Below are 17,376 nucleotides of genomic sequence, written 5' to 3'. Positions count from 1 at the left end.
GGGCTGCGCAGAGCGCACCGTACTGCCCGGTGGATCTCCCGGTCCGTGACCGGTCAGGCCGAGCGGGAGGTCTGTTCCCAGTCCGACCACGTCTTGACGCGGTCGGCGTAGACGTTCTGCGCGATGTCGAACGCGGTGCCCGACAGCAGCAGGCGCTTGGGCGGGTTGTCGGCGTCGATGGCCGCGAACACCGCGGCGGTGGTGTCGTCCGGGCCGGGTGCGGTGGCGTTGCCGGCGGCGCGGCGGGCGGTCATGGCCTCGCGCAGCTGCTGGTAGGCCGGGTTCGGCTCGGACCGCGCGGCCGAGGAGCCGCTCCAGTCGGTGGCGTAGCCGCCGGGCTCGATCAGCGTGGTCTTGATGCCGAAGCCGGCGACCTCCTGGGCCAGTGCCTCGGTGAAGCCCTCCAGCGCCCACTTGGAGGCGTTGTAGATGCCGACGGTCGGGACCGCGGCGACGCCGCCGATGCTGGAGATCTGCACGATGTGGCCGGAGCCCTGCTCGCGCATCAGCGGGATCGCGGCCTGGGTGACCCACAGCGCGCCGAACAGGTTGGTGTCGAACTGGGCGCGGGCCTCGGCCTCGGTGACCTCCTCGACGAAGCCGAAGTGGCCGTAGCCGGCGTTGTTGACCACGATGTCGAGCCGGCCGAAGTGGGCGTGGGCCCACTGCACGGCGGCGAAGTCGGCGGCGCGGTCGGTGACGTCGAGCTGGATCGGCAGCAGGGCGTCGCCGTACTTGTCGGCGAGGTCGGCCAAAGTGGCGGTGTCGCGGGCGGTCGCGGCCACCTTGTCGCCGCGTTCCAGGGCGGCGATGGTCCAGCTGCGGCCGAAGCCGCGGGACGCGCCGGTGATGAACCAGATCTTGGTCATGGGGAACTGTCCTTAGCGGTCAGGAGAATCCGTTGCCGGCCCGGGCGAAGCAGTCACGGGCGAGGTCGAGCAGCCGGTCGAACCCGTCGTCCGGCGACCACATGCTGTAGGCCGTGCCGACCACCGCCTGGGCGGTGTTGAGCATCAGGGTGGCTTCGAGCTCGTGGCCGGGCTCGGTGCGCTCGGCCACCCAGGCCCGCAGTTCGACGCCGAACTGCTCGCCGTGGTCACGGACCGACTCCGCGAGCTTGGGGTAGGTGGTCTTGAGGCGTTTCTGCACGGCCAGGCTGTCGGAGAAGGTGCCCATGTAGCCGAGGAACACGTTCTGCAGCGCCGTCCACAGCGGCTGGTCGTCGCGGTGGTCGCGCAGCAGCGCCCGCCAGACCGCCGGCGTCTGTGGGTCCGGGTCGAGCACGATCGCTTCCTTGGTCGGGAAGTAGTTGAACATCGTGCTGCGCGAGACGTTGGCCGCCGCGGCGATGTCCTCCACGCTCACCGCGTCGTACCCGCGCTCCTCGATCAGCCGGAACGCGGCCTCGCGGATGGTCCGCCAGGTCTGGAGCTTCTTGCGTTCCCGCAGGCCCTGCTGCTCGGAGTCGGCCATGGCCCCACCCTACGACCAAACTTGGACGCGGTGCAAGTTTCGCCGGAGTGCAAGTTTGGCCGGGGTTCAGGTTCGCCAGGGCGTCGGGGCGGGGCGGGGCGTGCGAGCCTGGTCAGCCCCGCACCAGGTAGGGGGCGAAGTCCTCGGGCGCGGTGGCGGCGGTGAAGTCGGCGGGGGTGGCGTTGGTGTCGTCGTAGTCGACCGCGATGCGCCAGTGGCCGTCGATCTTGCGGGAGAAGGTGTGGAAGTGGCCGTGAAAGATCTTCTGGTCGCCGTCGGCGCGAGTGGCGGTGAGGCGGTAGACGCCGCGTTCGCTGGCCAGCTCGCCGTCGGTGATGCGCTCGGTGAAGCGGAACTCGATGGCAACGCTGCTGCCGCGTTCCTTCATGCCTGCCCGCCATTCGCGGGACAGGGCGGCGTACTCGTCGAAGCCCTGCACGGTTTTGCCCGGGCCGCCGGCGCGGATGAGCTCGGGGGTGTGCAAGGCGAGGAACGCCTCGGTGTCGCCGCTGGCGTGCGCGTCTCGGTAGGGCTGCCAGATATCGGCGTTGAGCTCGGTCAGGAACCGGGCGGTGGGCGCACCGTGGACCATGGTCAGGCGACCCTGTCTGCTGGTTCGTCTTCGAGGCCGGCGACCCGGCCCACGGCGCGCACGGAGATCATGAGACCGACCCTAGCCGGGTCTCATAGCGGTTTTCCTCAGTTGACCGGCTCCAGCACGAACACCGGGATCAGCCGATCGGTCTTCTTGGTGTAGTCGACGTAGGCCGGCCACACCTGGATGGCCCGGTCCCACCACTGCTGGCGCTCCTCGCCCGCCAGCTCGCGGGCCCGGTAGTCCTTCTTGACGGTCTTGTCCTGCACCTCGACCAGCGGGTTGGCCTTGAAGTTGTGGTACCAGACCGGGTGCTTGGGCGCGCCGCCGTAGGAGGCGACCGCGGCGTAGGAGCCGTCGTGCTCGACGCGCATCACCGGGCTCTTGCGCAGCTTGCCCGACTTGGCCCCGACCGAGGTGACCACGATGATCGGCACGCCCTGCAGCTCGGTGGCCTCGGTGCCACCGGACGCCTCGAACTTCTCGACCTGCTCGCGCACCCAGTCCTGCGCGCTGGCTTCGTACTCGCCCTGCAGCGGCATGGCTTCTGCTCCATCATGTGAGGGAGGTTGCCCGTTCAACCTTGCTCCGTTCACCTGCCGCTCGTCAAGTGAGTCACTTGTCGCTCGGCAGGTGAAATGGGATGCTGGTGGCCGTGAGCCCAGGAGTCAGAGCCGAGCAGGCCCGCCGCACGCGCGCCACCATCCAGGAGATCGCGCTGGCGCTGTTCGCCGCGCGCGGCTATGACGCCACCTCGTTGCAGGACATCGCCGACGAGCTCGGGTTGACCAAAGCCGCGGTGTACTACCATTTTCCGTCGAAGTTGGAGCTGCTGCAGTCGATCTGCGAGCCGGTGTACGAGGGCGTGGCGGCGATCATCGAGCGGGCCGAGGGCCGGACCACGCGGGCGGCGCGGATCGACGCGGTGGCCGAGAGTTTCGCCGAGTTGACGGTGTCGCGGCGGGCCACGATCAGCGTGTTGGCGGCCGATCCGGTGATGCACGGGCGGATGAAGGCGGCGAGCAAGATGCTGGACCTGCTCGATCGACTCGCTCGCGTGGTCTACGGCAGTGATCCCACGCCTGACCAGCTGTTCGCGGTGCGGTCGATCGCCGTGCTCAGCGACACGATCTCGACGTTGCCGGCGTTGGACGACGACGAAGCCCGGCAACTGCTGACCCGGGCCGTCAAGCGCCTGCTCCCCGCCGCTGACCGGCGCCTTTTTCGCCACATGCGCTTCCTATGTGGCGCCAGATGCCACATAGGAAGCGCATGTGGCGAAGTTGGTAACGCCGGGGGTGCGGGGGCGTTAACGCCAGTGGGCGGGGCGGGTGAGGGTGGCGGGGATGCGGGTGGCCGCGTCGCCGCGGGCGGCGTTGACCTGGGACTGGGTGAGGAACAGGGCGTTGCCGAGGTCGGCGCCGCGCAGGTCGGTGTCGCGGAAGTCGGCCCCGATCACGTCGGCCAGGCGCAGGTCGGCCTGCCGCAGGTCGGCGGCGATCAGGTAGGCGCCGCGCAGGTTCGCGCCGGCGAGGTTGGCCGACGTGAGCTTGGCGCCCATGAGATCGGCCCCGCGCCGGTCGGCCCGCTTGCCTTTCACGGTGGCGCGGGTGAGTTCGCTGGCCCGCAGCAGCAACTCGTTGACGTCCTTGCGGTGCGCGGCGACGTCGACGGCCAGCACGGTGTCCAGATCGGACAGTGTGACGGCCTCCACCGCGGTGTAGGCGGCGATGATCCGGTCGCGCAGGGAGGCGGCGGGCTTGAGTTCGCGGGCCTGGGCCAGGTACCAGAGCAGTTCGTGCAGGTTGAGCATGATGCCGAAGGCGTCGAACATGTGCCGCCGCTCACCTTTGCCGGCCAGGCGCCATGGCTGGCCGGCGAAGGTGAGCTGGCTGGTCTTCTGACCGGCGCCGAAGCAGTCGAACACCGTGCAGCCGGGGAATCCCTTGGCCCGCAGGTCGGTGTGGATGCCGCAGCGGTGGTCGGCGAGCAGGTTACGGCAGGGCGTGCCGGCGGCCTTGGTGATCGCGAAGTCGCTCGATGCCGTGAAGGGCAGCGCCACGCAGCACAGGGCTTGGCAGCGGGAGCAGTCGGCGCGCAGGTCGTCGGTCACGTCCCCTAGTCAATCAAAGGCTCACGGCCACTGGCTGAGGTGGTACACGACCGAGGTCAGGGCGGTGATGCGGTCGGCGGAGTCCTTCCACGTGGTGCCGACCGGCTCCAGGGTCAGCACGACCATGATCTTGTCGTCGCACGGGCCGACGGTGCCGGTGGTGTGCATGGCGCGGCGGGTCAGGTCGAGGCCGCCGGGGTCGGTGGTGGTGGCCAGCGTGCGCTCGCCGGAGCCGACCACCGCGGGGTTGAACTGCTGCGTCCGCGCCTGGGTCTGGGGCTGGCCGGGCAGCGTGCCCGGGGGCGGCGGCACCGGGTTGGCCGGGCTGCACACCGGGTCGGGGGTGTCGCCGAAGCCGGACCAGCCCTGCTTGACCGCCCACGGCCGGTTGACCGCGCTCTGGATGCCGAAGGACTGGTCGAAGCCGTCGTCGCCGCACTTGGTGGACTGGTGCAGGTTGGACATGATGAAGTCGCGGACCGCGGGGTCGGCCTTGGTCAGGATGTAGTCGTAGAGCTTGACCACGTCGGCGGCGCTGATCGCGGTGTAGCCCCACATGCCGCGGTTGACCGGCGGCGCGCTGTCGGTGAGGCCGACCTTGGCCACCACCCGCTGCACGATGGTCTCCCAGCCGTCCTTGACCCACAGGTAGCTGGCCGCGTCGTCGTCGCTGGAGCGCAGCATCGGCTGCAGCTGCACCAGGTCCACCTCGGGCACGTTGGTGCCGTTGGTCTCCAGGTAGTCCAGGGCGATCATCAGCTTCACCACGGAGGCGGAGCGGAACTGCTGGTGGGCGTTGTACTGGAGCTCGACGGAGTTGGTGTTCCTGTCGTAGACCATGATGCCGGCGGAGATTCCGTCGGGCACGGTCAAGGTCTGGGCGCCGGCAGCGGCCGCGGGACCGGCGGAGGCGGCGACCGCGGCCACCGAGATGGCGAAGGTCGTGGCCAAGGCCCGGATCTTTGTCATGGCACGGAACTTAGGGCCGGCGCGGGGCGGATGTCCGTGTTTCCGCACTTTTGTTGCCTGTCCTGCCGGGACTTCAGCCGGCGACGACCGTGTGAACAGGCCGGGCCACGGTGCCGCGATCCGTTGCGGTGGCGTGGATCACACCGGACCGGGTGCCGGCGCGGCGACGGATGTCCTTGGGTGGCGTGGACATTCGCGCGGGACCGTCCACATAGTCCAGACCAGCGGCGATCTCCCGATCGGCCGCCGGCATACCTGCGGCCGCGACGGTTTCGCTGCTCTGTGCGGCCCAGCCGGCTTCGATCATGGCGCGCCGGCCAGCGCTGCCTCCACGGCGTCGGCGGCGGCCGGGGCTCCGCCGGCGTTGCGGAGGTCGTCGGCCATGGTGGCGAGGTTGGCTCGGATGTGTTGGGAGCCGGCGACTTCCGTCACGGTGACGGCCAGGTCGGCCCCGTCGGACAGGACCCGGCCGAGGCCGAGGTCGGCCAGCTGCCGGGCGTTGGCGGTCTGCTCGGGGGTCTGCGGGTAGGCGATCATGGGAACCTGGCGGGCGATGGCCTCCATGACGGAGTTCATGCCGGCGTGGGTGATGAACGCCGTCGCGTACTTGAGCACGTTCTGCTGCGGGAAGTAGGGCCGCAGCTCGACGTTGGCCGGGACGGCGCCGAGCAGGGCGGGGTTGACGCGGTCGCCGACGGCCATGGCGATGTGCCAGTCGGTGCCGGCGAACGCCTGGGCGACGGCCTGGAAGAAGTCGGGCCGGTTGTTCACGACCGTGCCCAGCGACACGAACAGCACTCGCCGCCCGGCCGGGGGACGCCAGTCCTCATGGGGTTGGTCGAGGGTGGGGCCGACGAAGACGTAGGAGTCGTCGAAGGTGTCGCCGGCGAGCTGGAACCGGCGCGGCAGGAACACGATCTGCCGGCGCGGCGTGGGCGGCTCGACCGGCACGCCGAGGTCGGCGGCGAGCTTGGCCCGGGCGGCGACGTACTCGGTGGGGTCGTAGTCGGGCGGGATGAGCAGGGTCATCAGGTTGAACGAGTCGTTGCTGGCGTGGGTGGGCACCGTGACGACGGTCGGCACGCCGAGCCGGTGGGCCAGCAGCGGCGCGTAGGGGGTGAGCACGTCGTAGCAGAGCAGGTCCGGCCGGTCGGCCTGGAACACCTCTTCCAGCACGGGCACCACGGCCCGGCAGATCTCGACGCCGGCCAGCAGCATCTGGTGCAGGCTGCCGGTCGGGCGGACCGACGAGGTGCGGGCGGGCAGGGCGGTGGCGCCGGTGGCCGTGATGGCCTCGGCGTGGTCGGCGCCGGCGGCGTAGCTGACGCGGTGGCCACGGCGGACGAGTTCGGCTACCAGCGGCAGGGTCGGGTTGACGTGCCCGGCCGCCGGCAGCGCGACGAAACCGATGTGGGCCATGTCAGCGGTCCGCCTTGCGCGCCATGAGCTGCTCGATGGCGTCGGCCCCGGCCGACGGTCCGCCCGCGGCTGCGACGTGCGCGGCCATGGCGGCCAGGTTGACGGGAATCTCCTTGTCCGCCAACACTTCCTCGACCACCCGGCGCAGCTCGTCCGGGTCGACGTCGCGGCTGATGTCCAGCAGCCGGCCCAGGCCAAGCTCCTGCACGCGGCGGCCGTTGGCCGACTGCTCGGGAATCTGCGGGTACGACACGATCGGCACCTGCCGCATGATCGCTTCCATGGTGGAGCCCATGCCGCTGTGGGAGAGGAACACGTCGGCGTGCCGCAGCACTTCGGGCTGCGGGAAGAACGGCCGCACGTCGAAGTTGGCCGGGATCTCCCCCAGCTCGGCGATGTCGACCTGGTGCCCGACGGCCATGGCCACGTGCCAGTCGCTGCCGGCGAACGCCTTGATCACGGTGGTGAAGAAGTCGGCGCGGTCGTTGACGACGGTGCCCAGCGCCACGAACAGCAGCCGGCCGGTCGGGGGCTGCCAGTCGCCGGCCTGGTCCTCGCGGATGCCGAAGGAGGGGCCGATGAAGCGGAACTCGTCGCCGAACACCTCGCCGTGCAGCTGGAACTCGCGCGGCAGCAGCACCAGGTTGAGCTCGGCGGTCTGGGCCGCGCCGGCCACCGCCTCGGGCGGGACATCGAAGTCGGCGGCCAGCTGGTGCATCTCGGTGACGAACTGCCGGAACACCGGGTGCTGCGGGTCGAAGTCGGGCGGCAGCAGCACGCGGGCGATGTCGAACTTGTCGTTGCCGGCGAAGTTGGGGAACGTCGTCACCGACGGCAGCCCCAGTTTCGCGGCGAGCATCGAGCCGAGCACGGTGATCGCGTCGTGCACGATCACGTCGGGCCGGTCGGCGGCGAAGTGCTCGTGCGCCGCGGGCAGCACCCGCTCGGTCGAGCGGATGCTGGCCAGCAGCATGTCGGCCAGCTCGGCGGTGGTCTGCCCGCCCTTGGACGCCGCGACCTTGCCCGGCGACCAGTCCAGCGCGAACAGCTGCGCGCCGGAGGCGGCGACCATGTCGGCGAAGTCGGCCGAGGTGGCGTAGGTGACCCGGTGCCCGCGCCGGGTCAGCTCCTGCACCAGCGGCAACGTGGGCAGGACGTGACCGGACGCGGGCGCGGTGATGAACGCGATGTGCATGCTGCTACTCCCCCAGAGGTGTTACTCCGATTCTGTCCGGGGACGCCACGTTCCGTCGAGCGGGATACCGGCCGCCTCGGCGATCCGGTTGCGCGTGCCGCGCAGGCTCAGGATGATCGGCTCGATGTCGTCGCGGACCATCCGGCCGTGCCGCTTGACCACCTTGCCGGCCACCAACACCGTGTCGACCAGGCCGGGATGGCCGGCGGCGACGATCGTGCCGACCGGATTGGTGACCGGGCAGACGCTCAGGTCGTCGGCCCGCAGCAGGATCACATCGGCGTCCTTGCCGACAGAGAGACTGCCCGTTCGGGCGGAAAGTCCGCACGCCCGCGCGCCGTCGACGGTGGCGAACTCGAGGATGTCACGCGAGGTGAGGCTGCCGTCGAGGCCGCGCTGCACGGCGAACGCGGTGCGCATGGTGGCGAACATGTCGCCGCCGGCCGCCGGGCAGTCGTCGATGGAGAACGAGGGCCGCACGCCGGCGGCGACCATGCGGCCGGTCATCGGCCAGCCGAAGCCCATCTTCAGCTCCACGTCCGGGCTGATCGACACCGACGCGCCGGAGCCGGCGATCATGGCGATCTCGTCGTCGTCGATTCCGTTGGCGTGCACGAAGGTCAGCGTGTCCGACAGCAGGCCGTGGTCGTGGAACGCGGCGATCGGGCGGCTGCCCCGCGCGCCGCCGGAGCCGACGTGCACGCTGGCGCGCAGGCCGAGTTCGCCGGCGGTCTTCAGGTCGGCGGCGGTGACGTCCATTGTGGTCAGTTGCGGGCCGCGCAGCCCCAGCGCCATGGTCACCCTGGCGTCGTCGTCGTGCAGGTTGTGCCGCACGCGCCGCAGGTCGGCGTCGATCGGGTCGGGTGAGCCGAATCCGGCGCCGTAGCAGAAGATCGAGCGGCCGTCGGACTCGTCGAGGCCCTCGATGGCGGCGTCGACGTGCTCGGGCGACAGGTCGGCGTGGAACCAGTCCAGCATGGTGGTGATGCCGGAGTTGACCGCCTCCAGCCGGCCGGCCAGCACGCCGAGATAGATCTCCTCGGGCCGGTAGAGCGGTTTGAGCGTGCCGTGCATGGCCGCCAGGTACTCGGCGAACGTCCAGTCGGCGCCGATGCCGCGAAACGCGGTCTGCCAGGTGTGCCGGTGGGTGTCGACGAACCCGGGCATCACGATGCGGTCGGTGGCGTCGATGACCTCGGCGCCGGGGGCGTCGAGGTGCGGGGCGATCTCGGTGATCACGCCGTCGGTGACGAGCAGGTCGCCGGGGGCGAGGTCGCCGACCGCCGGGTCCATGCTGATGATCGTGCCGCCCTTGATCAGCAGCCGGGTGGTCGGAGTGTCCTGTGTGGACACGAGCGTCAGCATCGGGTGAGCGCCTCCACGAACGCCTTGGGGTTGTCCAGCATCATGTTGTGGCCGCCGCCGGGGATCACCGCCACCGACACGCCGGCCTCGACCAGCGTGTCCACGTCCGGCGGCCGCGTGGTCAACTCTCCCAGCAGATAGGTGCGCGGGATGTCCAGCGCGCACAGGCTGTGCGCGTACCAGCGGTCCCGGGGCCCGGCCAGCGACGCCGCGCTGCGGTACATGGCCGTCGGGTCGGCCTGCCGCGCGGTGGCGGCCCATTCGCTGCCGATCACCGACAGGATCCGGCCGTGCATGGTCTGCACGTACTCCTGCTCGTCGTAGCGGGCGATGCGGGCACTGAGCGCCTTCGGCTCGGCCGGACGCAGGTTCGGCTCGGCCAGGATGAGCTCGCCGACCAGCGCGGGGTGACGCTCCGCAAGCAGGATCGCGATCGCCCCGCCCATGCTGTGCGCGACCACCCGCACCCGGTCCAGATTTACGCTGCGTAGCAGCTCGGCGACCGTGTCGGCGTGTTCCTCCATGCTGTACCCGAACGCCGCCGGCCGGTCGCTCAGTCCGAAACCCAGCAGGTCGACCAGCAGCGACCGATCCCCGGTGGCCGCCGCGACCTGCGCGAAGTAGGCCGGCGACGAGGAGCCCAGCCCGTGCAGGTACACCGCCGGCGGGCCGTCACCGGCCAGCTCCACCCACCGCATGCGGGCCCCGTCCGGACCCACCTCGACGTGACGCACAGTGATCCCCCTCCGTGGGCAGCCTTAACAGTCAACGATGCCCGGTGACTGCAAGGGATTTCCCTATTACGTACCGTGTTCGCTTCTCGGCAGGATCGAACTCGTTCCCGATGTCCGTTCCGTACCTAATCGCAGGTTTTGCGCGGCGACGGACATCCCTGCACCAGGAACGAGGAGACTCGATGAAACGTGTGACCCTGTGCTGCGCCGCGGCCACCGCGGCGGCCCTGCTCAGCTCCGTCGCCGGGTACACCACCGCCACCGCGGCGCCGGTCAACCCGCTCGTCGCCCACCAGGCGGCGCTGCAGGCGGCGGCCGACCAGGCGCCCGCGCTGGCGGGCACGCTCGGGCTCGGCAGCCAGGAGAAGCTGGTCGTCAAGGACGTCGTCACCGACGCGAACGGTACCCGGCACCTGCGCTACGACCGCACCTACAACGGTCTGAAGGTGCTCGGCGGCGATCTGATCGTCGACCAGTCCGCGGCCGGCGCGGTCAGCCACGTCACCTACGCCAACACCGCCCGCCTCGCCCCCGCGGCCGCGCCCAAGCTGTCGGCCAACGTCGCCGCGGCCGACGCCCTGGCCTCGGTGACCGGAACCAACCTGGCCAAGTCCGCCCCGCAGCTGGTGGTCTACGCGGTCGACACCGCGCCCACGTTGGCGTACGAGACCGTGGTCACCGGTGTGCAGGCCGACCAGACGCCGATCCAGCAGCACGTGTTCACCGACGCCGCCACCGGCAAGGTGCTGTACTCCTACAACGGGATCGAGGAGGCCACCGGCACCGGCAACACCGAGTACTCCGGCAAGGTCACCCTCACCACGACCCAGTCCGGCAGCACGTACCAGCTCAAGGACGGCTCGCGGGGCAACCAGCAGGTCAACACCCTCAACCACGGTTCCGGCACCGGCACCCTGGCGACCAGCACCAACAACGTCTTCGGCGACGGCAAGGCCACCACGGTCAACACCGCGGCCGCCGACGCCGCCTACGGCGCCGCCGAGACGTGGGACTTCTACAAGAACACCTTCGGGCGCAACGGCATCAAGAACAACGGTGTCGGCGCGCTGAGCAAGGTGCACTACGGCAACAGCTACGTCAACGCCTTCTGGGACGACAGCTGCTTCTGCATGACCTACGGCGACGGCTCCGGCAACGCCCACCCGCTGACCGCCATCGACGTCGCCGGCCACGAGATGTCGCACGGCGTCACCTCGGCCACCGCCGGCCTGGTCTACTCCGGCGAGTCCGGCGGCCTCAACGAGGGCACCAGTGACATCTTCGGCACCGCCGTCGAGTTCTACGCCAAGAACGCCTCCGACGTCGGCGACTACCTGATCGGCGAGAAGATCGACATCTTCGGCAACGGCAAGCCGCTGCGCTACATGGACCAGCCCTCCAAGGACGGCAACTCGGCCGACTACTGGTCCTCCACCGTCGGCAACAAGGACGTGCACTACTCCTCCGGCGTGGCCAACCACTTCTTCTACCTGCTGGCCGAGGGCAGCGGCGCCAAGACGATCAACGGCGTCAACTACAACAGCCCGACCTCCAACGGCGCCAAGCTGACCGGCATCGGCATCGCCAAGGCCCAGGCCATCTGGTTCCGCGCCCTGACCACGAAGTTCGTCTCCACCACCAAGTACGCCCAGGCCCGCACCGGCACCCTCGCGGCCGCCGCCGACCTCTACGGCGGCACCGGCAGCGCCGAGTACAAGGCCGTCGCCGCCGCGTGGAGCGGCGTCAACGTCAACTAGTCGCGCCGTGTGAAAGGCCCCGGTCCCTGGGACCGGGGCCTTTCCGTGTTCTTCTCACCGCCGGCGTCGGTAACGGCCGACGGCACGGCCGCGATGCTGGTCGCGTTGCCACTGGATCATCTGACGCACGGTGACGGCGAGCCCGAGCACGCTGCCCACCGTGTGCAGCACCGTCGTCAGCGGATCCAGCCACGGCCAGGCGGCCGCGGCGGTGATGGCGTCGAAAGCCGTGGACCACATCGGTTTTCTCCCTTCATCGGTGGACGTGATCCAGCGTGGGAGTCCCGGTCGTCCGGTTGGTCCGGCCGGACACACCGGACAGGGGGCGGGTTGTGCCGGCGCGGCCATGGCTCGACGTGCTGCATCAGCTGCGGGCCGAACTGGGGACACCGTCCTATCGGGAGATCACCAAGAAGGCTCAGCTGCGCGGTCACGCTGGCCAGGGCGGAACCGGGATCGGCCGGTCCACCTTCAGCGATCTGCTGCTGGGCAGGACCAGTCCCCGGCGGGAGACCGTCGAGGCGTTCGTGGTCGGGTGCCTGGCGGCGGGCCGGTCCGATGGTCTCGACCCCGAGAAGCGGCATGCCGCCTACTGGCTACGGGCTTTCGACGCGGCGACCGCTGCGCCACCGGCCGTCGTCGACCCCGTCCGGTTCGTCGATCGCCCGAGCCAGCTGCTGGTCACCGAGAACGAGATCGTCGAGTTCACCGGACGGGTCGACGAGCTGCGTCGACTGTCCGCGTGGCGCGAGGGCGAAGCCCGGGTGTCCGCGCTGTGGCTGCACGGCCCGGGCGGTCAGGGCAAGACCCGGTTGGGCCGCCGATTCGCCACGGACTCCGCCGCCGCGGGCTGGCAGGTCGAGGCGAGCTGGGGCACCACCGGCCAACGCGGCGATCTGGTGGTGGTCGTGGACTACGCCGACCGCATCCCGCACACCGACCTCGTGGCCCTGGTCGACCGCCACACCGATCCCCGCCGCCGTACCCGGTTCCTCCTGCTGGCCCGATCCACGTCCCCTTGGCCGGCGCTGCGCCACGAGCTGTCGAGTCGCCAGGCCACTTCCGCCGAGCTGTCCCTGCCCGCGCTGGCCTCAACCGTCGACGATCGAGCCCGGGTCTTCGCCCTGGCCCGCGACTCCTTCGCCCGTGCTCTCGGCGTCTCCGACGCCGAGGGGATCATTCCGCCGGCCGATCTCGATCACCCGGACCTCGGCCTCGCGCTGTCCCTGCACATGGCCGCCCTGGTGGCCGTCGACGCTCACCTCCGCCAGGTCGCGCCGCCCACGGAGCCCGGCGACCTGTCGGCGTATCTGCTCGACCGCGAGGAAGCCCACTGGGTCCGTCTGCTCGAACGCCCCGACTTCCGCACGGTGCCGAATGCCATGCGCCGCACCGTCTTCGCCGCCTGCCTCATCGGCGCTCGCCCTTACGCCGAAGCCGCCCAGGCCCTCTCGTTCATGCCGGACGCGGCGACTGTGTTGATGGACCACTCGTACTGCTATCCCGCCGCCGATCACGTACTGCAACCACTGCTGCCCGACCGCCTGGCCGAGGACTTCCTGGCCCTGACCCTGCAAGCCCAACCGTGGGCCACCGCCGACCTCGACGCCCTGCTGGCCCGGCCCGCCGACGGCTCCCCGCCGACCGGCGTCGACCGTGCGATCACCTTCCTCGCCGCGGCGTCGGCCCCCGGACGCCACCCGCACGTCGCCGCCCACCTCGAAACGCTGCTGCTGGCCGACCCGCGGTTGGCCCTCGACGCGGGCGGCGCGGCGCTCACCGCGCTCACCCACCTGGCGCCCAAGGCCCTGATCGCCGTGGCCAACACGTTTCCCGCCCGCGACATCAACCTCGATGCCGGCATGTTCGCGGTGGTCGAGTCGCTGCTGGGCCGCGCGCTCGAACAGGCCGACGGAATCGCCAAGGCGTCGATGCTTGTCTCACTCGCGACCCGAGCGTGGTGGGCCGGCGCCGTGGAACGGGCGGTCGAACTGTGCCGTGAAGCCACAGCGCTGGCCCGGACATTGCACGATGGCCCGAACGACCCCGTTGAACTGGCCGTCATGCTGACCGGCACCAGCCAGGTGCTCGTGGCCGTCGGGTTGGCCGACGACGCCGTCGAAATGGCTGAAGCGGCGCTGCGAACACTCGACCACCACGCCCCATCCGCCGACTCCGCCCGGGCCGCCGCGCTCGGCGCATTGGGCCAGGCCCTCACCGCTTCCATTGACCGGCGTGCCGAAGCGCTGCCGGTGCTGCGCCGGGCGATCGCGGCGTTCGACGAGATCCGGCGCCACAACCCCGCCGCGTTCGAGACCGAGCAGTCGGCGATGCACAGCCTGCTGGCCGCCTGCCTGCGCGACGAGGGACAGGCACGGGAGAGCGAACACCATCGCCGCGAGGCACTCGAGTCCGCCGCCCGGCTGGCCGAGAGCAATCCGGCCGCCCACGCCGACCGCTATGCCTCGACACTGCTGATCGTCGCCGACGAACACGCCAGCACGGGCGACTTCAGCACGGCCGAGGCCCTGGCCCGGCAGGCCGTCGACATCGTCCGCGGCCACCCCGTCCCGCACCTGCCCAGTCTGGCCCGGTGTCTGGTCGGCCTGGCCAAGATCCTCGATCGCGTCGGCGAGTGGGAGCGGGCCGCGCCGGTGTTGGACGAGGCCTACGAGCTCGCGGTGCGCCTGAGCGCCGACTGGTCGCTGGCCGAGCTGCTGGTCGGCCAGCTCGACGACCACGCGGCCAGACTGGACGAAGCCGGGCGGGCGGCGGACGAGCTCGCCGTGCGCCGCCGCGCCGTCGAGCTGTCCCGATCGATGGTCGAGCGCAACCCGGGAACAGCGCATCGGCTGGCCCACCACCTCGAACAGCTCGGCGCGACGCTGGCGCCCGACGGTCAGCTCGTCGAGGCGACGAGCATGCTGCGCGAAGCGGTCACGATCCGGGAGCAGCAAGGTGATCCGGAGCTGGTGGCCAGGGCCCTCGGCGTGCTGGGCGCGGTCCGCCAAGCCGCCGGCGCGCCCGTGGCGGAGGTCATCGGCCTACTCACACGCGCAGTGGCCGACCATCCCGGCCGGCACCGGGTCGGTGGCGACCGGATGGCGTTCATGGGCGCACTGTTCGGACTTCTCTTCGCCCTGCTGCGGGACGACAACTGCGCGGACGCGGCTGACCTTGGCGAGCGATGGGTGGACGCCGTCGCCGAAACCGCCGATGCCGACCATCACGTCCTGTGGCGTGCCACCCTGGCCATGGCGCTGTGCCTGTCGGACCGGGTGTCGGCGGGCGTGGTTCAAGCCGACCGGGCCCGGGCCCTGGCGGCGGACGCCGACGTCGCGGACACCGCCCGAGCCACCGCCTTGCACGCCTTCGCGATGTCCCGCACCTTCTCGGGAACCGACCTGGACGAGGCCCTGGCGGCCAACAGCGAATGCCGTGCGCTGCTCACGGCCGAGACCGATCTCAGCAACGCCCGGCAGGTTCGGGAACGGCTGCTCGAGCTGATCGATCAGAACCGGACGTAGTCGCGGAAGTTGAGGATCTTGCCGTCGCGAACGCGCAGGACGGCGACGCAGGGCTTGGTGGTGGTCTGGCCGGTGTCGACGGCGGTCATGTCGCGGACGTACTCGGCGATCACGACCTCGGGGTCGGTGGACTGGTGCAGCACGACGTCGCGGTAGGTGCTGCGGTGGCTGCCGACCCGGGAGGACTGGCGGCCGTAGAACTCCTGGAGCTGGGAGCGGCCCCGCAGCTGGGCCGGGAAGCCGGGGATGGGGTACATCCACTCCATCAGCACGTCATCGGCGAGCATGTCGAGGAAGGCCTCGACATCGGCGTGCTCGCCGGCCTGACGGAACTGCTCGAAGACCTCGGCCGGAGTCGGCATGGTGTTCCCCCTGGGTTCGGTGACGAACCCAGAATACGGAGTCAGCGTTCCGGTTATCAAGGGCCGGTCGTGCCACCGACCACCGCATCGGAGGCGGCCTTGGCCTCCTCCTCGGACTTGGGCTTCACGGGAACGATGGCGGCGTACTCGGAACCGTGGTCGTTCATCCGCACGACGAAAGGCCGGGTCTGCGTGTAGCGGACGACCGAGACCGAACACGGGTCGGCGACGATGCGCTGGAACGAATCCAGGTGGGTGCCCAAGGCATCGGCCAGGACGGACTTGATCACGTCGCCGTGGCTGCACGCCAACCACACGGCCTCATCGCCATGGGAAGCGGTGATACGCGCGTCATGCCGACGGACGGCGGCGACGGCACGGGACTGCACGGCGGCGAGCCCCTCACCGGAAGGGAAAACGGCGGCGGAAGGATGCTGCTGGACCACCGACCACAACGGCTCCTTGAGGAGATCCTTGATCGCCTTGTTGGTCCACTCCCCGTAGTCCACCTCGGACAGATCGTCCTCGATCACCGGCTCGATCCCCCGAGCGGCAGTGAGAGGCGCGATGGTCTGCTGACAGCGCAACAAAGGCGACGACACGATGCCGGCGAGCTCGACACCGGCCAACCGCTCCACGAGCTTGGCCGCCTGGGCCTGACCGGCCTCGGCCAACTGCACGCCAGGAGACCGGCCGGCCAGCAGACCGGAACCATTAGCGGTGGACTGCGCGTGCCGCAGCAGAATCAGAGTCGCCACACCCGCAGCCTACGGTCAGGCCACGCCCGACTTGTCCAGCGCCTCCGCCGCCGCCCGCAACGCCGTCACGTTCAGGTCGAGGTCGAAGTGCATCGGCGACACGGTCAACGTCGTCACGCCCGCCCCGGCCAACGCCTGCATGCTGTCGGCGATACGCTCCACCGGGCCCAGCAGCGAGGTGGCGCCCAGGAACTCGACCGGCAACGCGGCCATCGCGCCGGCGTAGTCACGAGCGAGGTACTTCTCCTGCACCTCGGCCGCCTCGGCCTCAAAGCCCATCCGGCACGCCAAGTTGTTGTAGAAGTTCTTCTCCCGGCTGCCCATGCCACCGACATACAGCGCCGCATACGGACGGACCTGATCGGCGGCGGCCTGCCAGTCGTCACCGAGCACCAGCGGCGCGGTCGGCACGACGTCGAACCCCTCCAGGGTCTTGCCGACCTTGGCCCGACCGGCCGCGACCTGCGCCAACGACTCCGACGCGAACTCGGCCGAGTAGAACACCGCCAACCAGCCGTCGGCGATCTCCCCGGCCAGCTCCAGGTTCTTCGGACCAACCGCCGCCAGATAGATCGGGATCTGCTCCCGCACCGGATGCACGGTCAACGTCAGCGCCTTGCCCGGCCCGTCCGGCAACGGCAGCGTGTAGTGCTTGCCCTCGTACCGCAGCTTCTCCCGCCGCAACGCCGACTTCACGATGTCGACATACTCACGGGTCCGCGCAAGCGGCTTGTCGAACCGGACACCGTGCCAGCCCTCCGACACCTGCGGACCCGACACACCGAGGCCGAGACGGAACCGACCACCCGAGAGGGTGTCCAGGGTCGCCGCGGTCATCGCGGCCATCGCCGGAGTACGAGCGGGAATCTGCAAGATCGCGCTGCCCACGTCGATCGTGGACGTGTGGGCCGCCACCCACGACAGCACCGACGGCGCGTCCGAGCCATAGGCCTCGGCCGCCCACACCACCGCGAAACCCAGCCGCTCGGCCTCCTTGGCCAGCTCCAGGTTGTCGGCGTCGTTACCCGCGCCCCAGTATCCGAGGTTCAGCCCAAGTCGCACCAGCCGGACCCTACCCGCCAGTAACCTCTACGGCAACAGGCCCAACC

General features: G+C 70.3%; 19 protein-coding genes and 1 pseudogene. 3 read left to right on the top strand and 17 right to left on the bottom strand.

Going from position 1 to position 17,376, the window contains the following annotated elements:
* Positions 1–53: 53 nt before the first annotated feature.
* The 4 genes from M3Q35_RS10165 to M3Q35_RS10150 all read right to left on the bottom strand — a co-directional run bounded on the left by M3Q35_RS10165 (position 54) and on the right by M3Q35_RS10150 (position 2,610).
* Positions 54–869, bottom strand: coding sequence for an SDR family oxidoreductase (locus tag M3Q35_RS10165; RefSeq protein WP_273941424.1), 816 nt, complete (start codon positions 867–869; stop codon positions 54–56).
* A gap of 19 nt (positions 870–888) precedes the next feature.
* The gene (locus M3Q35_RS10160) at positions 889–1,473 is read right to left on the bottom strand and encodes a TetR/AcrR family transcriptional regulator (protein ID WP_273941423.1); all 585 of its coding nucleotides are present in this window, start codon (positions 1,471–1,473) and stop codon (positions 889–891) included.
* Between the two features lie 112 nt (positions 1,474–1,585).
* Positions 1,586–2,065 carry a YybH family protein gene (locus tag M3Q35_RS10155; RefSeq protein WP_273941422.1) on the bottom strand — a complete coding sequence of 160 codons (480 nt, stop codon included), beginning with the start codon at positions 2,063–2,065 and terminating at the stop codon, positions 1,586–1,588.
* 107 nt (positions 2,066–2,172) lie between these two features.
* Complete coding sequence (locus tag M3Q35_RS10150) at positions 2,173–2,610, bottom strand: nitroreductase family deazaflavin-dependent oxidoreductase (RefSeq protein WP_273941421.1); 438 nt, start codon at positions 2,608–2,610, stop codon at positions 2,173–2,175.
* A gap of 101 nt (positions 2,611–2,711) precedes the next feature.
* Here M3Q35_RS10150 and M3Q35_RS48810 point away from each other — a divergent pair.
* Positions 2,712–2,849 (top strand): annotated as a pseudogene (locus M3Q35_RS48810) (TetR family transcriptional regulator); the annotation flags it as partial.
* A 23-nt stretch (positions 2,850–2,872) separates the two neighbouring features.
* Here the strand turns inward: M3Q35_RS48810 and M3Q35_RS10145 are convergent.
* The 9 genes from M3Q35_RS10145 to M3Q35_RS10105 all read right to left on the bottom strand — a co-directional run bounded on the left by M3Q35_RS10145 (position 2,873) and on the right by M3Q35_RS10105 (position 9,863).
* Positions 2,873–3,094: a hypothetical protein gene (locus M3Q35_RS10145; protein WP_273941420.1), complete on the bottom strand. Its 222-nt coding sequence runs from the start codon at positions 3,092–3,094 to the stop codon at positions 2,873–2,875.
* A gap of 36 nt (positions 3,095–3,130) precedes the next feature.
* A complete protein-coding gene (locus tag M3Q35_RS10140; protein ID WP_273941419.1) occupies positions 3,131–3,259 on the bottom strand; it encodes a hypothetical protein in 129 nt (42 codons plus the stop codon).
* Positions 3,260–3,377: 118 nt separating this feature from the next.
* Complete coding sequence (locus M3Q35_RS10135; RefSeq protein ID WP_273941418.1) at positions 3,378–4,181, bottom strand: pentapeptide repeat-containing protein; 804 nt, start codon at positions 4,179–4,181, stop codon at positions 3,378–3,380.
* A gap of 21 nt (positions 4,182–4,202) precedes the next feature.
* Positions 4,203–5,150, bottom strand: coding sequence for a hypothetical protein (locus M3Q35_RS10130; protein WP_273941417.1), 948 nt, complete (start codon positions 5,148–5,150; stop codon positions 4,203–4,205).
* 73 nt (positions 5,151–5,223) lie between these two features.
* The gene (locus M3Q35_RS10125; RefSeq protein WP_273941416.1) at positions 5,224–5,457 is read right to left on the bottom strand and encodes a hypothetical protein; all 234 of its coding nucleotides are present in this window, start codon (positions 5,455–5,457) and stop codon (positions 5,224–5,226) included.
* A complete protein-coding gene (locus tag M3Q35_RS10120; RefSeq protein ID WP_273941415.1) occupies positions 5,454–6,569 on the bottom strand; it encodes a macrolide family glycosyltransferase in 1,116 nt (371 codons plus the stop codon). The genes M3Q35_RS10125 and M3Q35_RS10120 overlap by 4 nt, the downstream gene beginning before the upstream one ends.
* A gap of 1 nt (position 6,570) precedes the next feature.
* Positions 6,571–7,764, bottom strand: a complete 1,194-nt coding sequence (locus M3Q35_RS10115; RefSeq protein WP_273941414.1) for a macrolide family glycosyltransferase — start codon at positions 7,762–7,764, stop codon at positions 6,571–6,573.
* Between the two features lie 21 nt (positions 7,765–7,785).
* Entirely contained in the window at positions 7,786–9,129 is a 1,344-nt protein-coding gene (locus tag M3Q35_RS10110) for an amidohydrolase family protein (RefSeq protein ID WP_273941413.1), read from the bottom strand.
* Positions 9,123–9,863, bottom strand: a complete 741-nt coding sequence (locus M3Q35_RS10105) for an alpha/beta fold hydrolase (RefSeq protein WP_273941412.1) — start codon at positions 9,861–9,863, stop codon at positions 9,123–9,125. The genes M3Q35_RS10110 and M3Q35_RS10105 overlap by 7 nt, the downstream gene beginning before the upstream one ends.
* A 182-nt stretch (positions 9,864–10,045) precedes the next feature.
* Between M3Q35_RS10105 and M3Q35_RS10100 the strand changes: the two genes are divergently transcribed.
* A complete protein-coding gene (locus tag M3Q35_RS10100) occupies positions 10,046–11,620 on the top strand; it encodes a M4 family metallopeptidase (protein ID WP_273941411.1) in 1,575 nt (524 codons plus the stop codon).
* Positions 11,621–11,674: 54 nt separating this feature from the next.
* On the opposite strand, the gene M3Q35_RS10095 is transcribed toward M3Q35_RS10100, so the two are convergent.
* Positions 11,675–11,860 carry a hypothetical protein gene (locus M3Q35_RS10095; protein WP_273941410.1) on the bottom strand — a complete coding sequence of 62 codons (186 nt, stop codon included), beginning with the start codon at positions 11,858–11,860 and terminating at the stop codon, positions 11,675–11,677.
* A 92-nt stretch (positions 11,861–11,952) separates the two neighbouring features.
* Between M3Q35_RS10095 and M3Q35_RS10090 the strand changes: the two genes are divergently transcribed.
* Positions 11,953–15,147 carry a tetratricopeptide repeat protein gene (locus tag M3Q35_RS10090; RefSeq protein WP_273941409.1) on the top strand — a complete coding sequence of 1,065 codons (3,195 nt, stop codon included), beginning with the start codon at positions 11,953–11,955 and terminating at the stop codon, positions 15,145–15,147.
* On the opposite strand, the gene M3Q35_RS10085 is transcribed toward M3Q35_RS10090, so the two are convergent.
* From M3Q35_RS10085 to M3Q35_RS10075, 3 genes are read right to left on the bottom strand one after another with little or no spacing between them, the layout of a single operon-like run.
* Positions 15,132–15,509, bottom strand: coding sequence for a nuclear transport factor 2 family protein (locus tag M3Q35_RS10085; RefSeq protein ID WP_273941408.1), 378 nt, complete (start codon positions 15,507–15,509; stop codon positions 15,132–15,134). The genes M3Q35_RS10090 and M3Q35_RS10085 overlap by 16 nt on opposite strands.
* A gap of 56 nt (positions 15,510–15,565) precedes the next feature.
* The gene (locus M3Q35_RS10080; protein WP_273941407.1) at positions 15,566–16,267 is read right to left on the bottom strand and encodes a histidine phosphatase family protein; all 702 of its coding nucleotides are present in this window, start codon (positions 16,265–16,267) and stop codon (positions 15,566–15,568) included.
* A 15-nt stretch (positions 16,268–16,282) separates the two neighbouring features.
* On the bottom strand, positions 16,283–17,329 hold the full coding sequence (locus tag M3Q35_RS10075; RefSeq protein ID WP_273941406.1) for an LLM class F420-dependent oxidoreductase: 1,047 nt from the start codon (positions 17,327–17,329) through the stop codon (positions 16,283–16,285).
* Positions 17,330–17,376 lie beyond the last annotated feature (47 nt).

This window comes from Kutzneria chonburiensis, from assembly GCF_028622115.1.
In the GTDB taxonomy this organism is placed as follows: Bacteria; Actinomycetota; Actinomycetes; order Mycobacteriales; family Pseudonocardiaceae; genus Kutzneria; species Kutzneria chonburiensis.
This window is presented reverse-complemented; position numbering and strand designations above follow the sequence as displayed.

Bases quoted from the DNA above. Each gene is read 5' to 3' on its own strand.
- M3Q35_RS10165 (WP_273941424.1), bottom strand. From the start codon at position 869: ATGACCAAGATCTGGTTCATCACCGGCGCGTCCCGCGGCTTCGGCCGC.
- M3Q35_RS10160 (WP_273941423.1), bottom strand. From the start codon at position 1,473: ATGGCCGACTCCGAGCAGCAGGGCCTGCGGGAACGCAAGAAGCTCCAG.
- M3Q35_RS10155 (WP_273941422.1), bottom strand. From the start codon at position 2,065: ATGGTCCACGGTGCGCCCACCGCCCGGTTCCTGACCGAGCTCAACGCC.
- M3Q35_RS10150 (WP_273941421.1), bottom strand. From the start codon at position 2,610: ATGCCGCTGCAGGGCGAGTACGAAGCCAGCGCGCAGGACTGGGTGCGC.
- M3Q35_RS10130 (WP_273941417.1), bottom strand. From the start codon at position 5,150: ATGACAAAGATCCGGGCCTTGGCCACGACCTTCGCCATCTCGGTGGCC.
- M3Q35_RS10125 (WP_273941416.1), bottom strand. From the start codon at position 5,457: ATGATCGAAGCCGGCTGGGCCGCACAGAGCAGCGAAACCGTCGCGGCC.
- M3Q35_RS10120 (WP_273941415.1), bottom strand. From the start codon at position 6,569: ATGGCCCACATCGGTTTCGTCGCGCTGCCGGCGGCCGGGCACGTCAAC.
- M3Q35_RS10115 (WP_273941414.1), bottom strand. From the start codon at position 7,764: ATGCACATCGCGTTCATCACCGCGCCCGCGTCCGGTCACGTCCTGCCC.
- M3Q35_RS10110 (WP_273941413.1), bottom strand. From the start codon at position 9,129: ATGCTGACGCTCGTGTCCACACAGGACACTCCGACCACCCGGCTGCTG.
- M3Q35_RS10100 (WP_273941411.1), top strand. From the start codon at position 10,046: ATGAAACGTGTGACCCTGTGCTGCGCCGCGGCCACCGCGGCGGCCCTG.
- M3Q35_RS10095 (WP_273941410.1), bottom strand. From the start codon at position 11,860: ATGTGGTCCACGGCTTTCGACGCCATCACCGCCGCGGCCGCCTGGCCG.
- M3Q35_RS10085 (WP_273941408.1), bottom strand. From the start codon at position 15,509: ATGCCGACTCCGGCCGAGGTCTTCGAGCAGTTCCGTCAGGCCGGCGAG.